Annotated in this window: 2 protein-coding genes; both read left to right on the plus strand. The window is 76.2% G+C overall.

Annotated features, from left to right (window positions below; translation table 11 throughout):
* A partial coding sequence (locus HMPREF0731_RS15685) for an ATP-binding protein (RefSeq protein WP_007005149.1) occupies nucleotides 1-354 on the plus strand: 354 nt, incomplete at its 5' end.
* 236 nt (nucleotides 355-590) lie between these two features.
* Nucleotides 591-2,041, plus strand: a 1,451-nt coding sequence (locus tag HMPREF0731_RS23275; RefSeq protein ID WP_051014787.1) for an HWE histidine kinase domain-containing protein, incomplete at its 3' end; no start/stop codon positions are given.

The raw sequence follows: 2,041 nt of genomic DNA on the forward strand, positions 1-2,041 counted from the left end.
GAGGGGCGGGTGCGGCTGTCCGGCCCGGCGGTGGAGATCGGCCCCGCCGCTGCCGCCGCCCTGGCGCTGGCGCTGCACGAGCTGGCCACCAACGCCGCCCGGCATGGCGCGCTGTCGCAGCCCCAGGGGCTGGTCGAGATCGGCTGGGAGACGCTGCCCGGCCTGCTGCGGCTGCGCTGGGCGGAATCCGGCGGCCCGGCGCTGGAGGAGGCGCCGGTCCGCCAGGGCTTCGGCACCACCCTGGTGCGGCAGACGCTGTGCGGCCAGCTCGGCGGCCAGCTGCAGCTGGAATGGCGGCGCGGCCAGGGGCTGCTGGTGCAGATCGAGCTGCCGGCGGAACGGCTGCCCGGCTGACCCGCCCCTGACCCGCCCCTGATCCACCGCTGATCCACCCCTGGCCGATTGCGGCACCGCCTGCCTTCCCCTGCGGGGCCGGCCACGCCTAGCCTCGCCGGCAGCGCACCGCCAAGCCGGGCGCGGCCAAGGGGCAGGGCCTGGCAAAAGCCGGCCGCCACCCCCGGGGGATGATCATGGCTGGAGAGACGACCGCCGCGCCCCGTTCCACCGAGCGGTGCCGGGCGTGCAGCACGGTGTCCCGCGCCGGCCGGCGCCGCCCGCACGCGATCGACCTGCTGCTCGCCGCCTCGCTGGTGCTGCCGCTGCTGCTGTTCGGCGCGGTGGCCGGCTATGACCGGCGCCAGACCCTGGCGACGGCGCGGCAGGACCTGCTCAGCACCTCGGAGACGCTGCGCGCCCATGCCGAGAAGCTGCTGCAATTCGAGAAGCTGGCGCTCGGCGCCGCCGACCAGTGGCTGGGTGTCCTGGAAGCCGGCGAGATCGTGGTGGAGCGCGAGCGGCACCACCACTTCCTCAACGCGCTGCGCCGGCAGGCCGAGGGCGTCATCGGCATCACCGTCTTCGGCGCCGGGGGCGAGCCGCTGGTGGACAGCGACCGGCCGATCCCGGTCACCGGCATCAATGTCGCCGACCGCGAGTATTTCGCCTGGCATGTCGGCCGCCCGGGCTCGGTGCCGCATCTCGGCCAGCCGGTGCGCAGCCGGGTGGATGGCTCGCCGATCCTGCTGTTCAGCCAGCGCCGCAACGCGGCGGATGGCGGCTTCCTCGGCGTCATCGCCGCCGGCATCCGCCAGACCACGCTGACCGGCTTCTGGGACCGGGCCGTGCCGGGGCGCGACGTGCTGGTGGCGCTGACGCGGCAGGACGGGGTGATCCTGGTGCGCCGCCCGCCCCTGCCGGACGATGCGGCGCAGTTCCCCTCGGCGCCGGCGGTGGTCCGGTTCCTCGGCGGCCTGCCCGAGGGCGAGGCGGTGCGCGCCACCTCCCTGGTGGACGGCATCGAGCGGCTGCTGGTGGTGCGCCAGTTGCAGGGCTTCCCGGCGCGGCTGGTCTATGGCGTGCCCTGGGAGGCGGCGCTGGCCCCCTGGCGCGGCCGGCTCCTCGTCTATGGCGGCTTCGCCCTGGCGGCCGCGGCGGCGCTGTTCGGCCTCGGCCTGATGGTGCGCCGGCACAGCCTGGCGCTGCACGAGCTGAACGCCAGCCTGGAGCGGCGCGTGGCGCGGCGCACCGCGGCGCTGCAGGCCAGCGAGGCCCGCCAGCGCCTGCTGGCGCGCGAGGTGGACCATCGCTGCAAGAACGCCCTGGCGGTGGTGCAGGCGGCGCTCAGGCTGACCCCCAAGGACGACCCGGTGGCCTATGCCGCGGCGGTGGAGGGGCGGGTCGCGGCGCTGGCGCGGGTGCAGACCCTGCTGGCCGAGGATCGCTGGCGCGGCGCCAGCCTGACCGCGCTGCTGCGCGCCGAGCTGGCGCCCTTCGTCGCGCTGGAGGGCGATGCCTATGGCCCGCGCGCCGAGCTGCAGGGCCCACCCGTGCTGCTGCCGCCCAGCGCGGCGCAGCCGCTCGCCATGGCGATGCACGAGCTGGCGACCAACGCGCTGAAGCATGGCGCGCTGTCGCAGCCTGGCGGCCGGGTGCTGGTGGAATGGCATTGCGCCACCCCCGCCGGCCAGCCCGGCGGCATGCT

This window comes from Pseudoroseomonas cervicalis ATCC 49957, from assembly GCF_000164635.1.
Taxonomy (GTDB): Bacteria; Pseudomonadota; Alphaproteobacteria; order Acetobacterales; family Acetobacteraceae; genus Pseudoroseomonas; species Pseudoroseomonas cervicalis.